This is a genomic window from Exiguobacterium sp. SL-10, from assembly GCF_004337025.1.
GTDB lineage: Bacteria > Bacillota > Bacilli > Exiguobacteriales > Exiguobacteriaceae > Exiguobacterium.
Genome location: NZ_SJUP01000049.1, coordinates 1 through 406 on the forward strand (window position 1 = coordinate 1; position 406 = coordinate 406).

The 406-nt window shown below is 38.4% G+C and carries 1 protein-coding gene; it reads right to left on the minus strand.

From position 1 onward, the window contains the following. Positions 1-406: TonB-dependent receptor domain-containing protein (locus EVJ33_RS15825; RefSeq protein ID WP_131438385.1), on the minus strand; the 406-nt coding region annotated here is incomplete at both ends.

A 406-nucleotide genomic window follows, 5' to 3' on the forward strand; every position in this document is an offset into this window, starting at 1 on the left:
ATTCAGGACTAATTTCACGTAAACTTGGTGCTTTAAAGGCTTTCGCCACGCCCCCTTTTAAAGTGAATTCATCCGTTAAATGATAAACGGCATAGGCTCTTGGGCTCCAGTGATTACCGTAATATTCGTGATCATCAAGACGCACACCGCCAGTTAACGCGAGGTTGTCTGTTACGCTATATTCATCTTCAATAAATAAAGCTTTTTGATCAGCCGTAATTGTTGATTGTTTTATTTCTTTTCCACCAAGAGACGATTCATCTTTTAAACGTGAATATTGATATTGCCCCCCAAAAGTCATCACATTTGAAGGTAAAAAAGCGGTAAATTTTGCATCATAAACAGTATTGGTAATTTCAGGGCGACGTGCTTCGTAATATTTATAGCTATTCCCAGTTGCCTTATC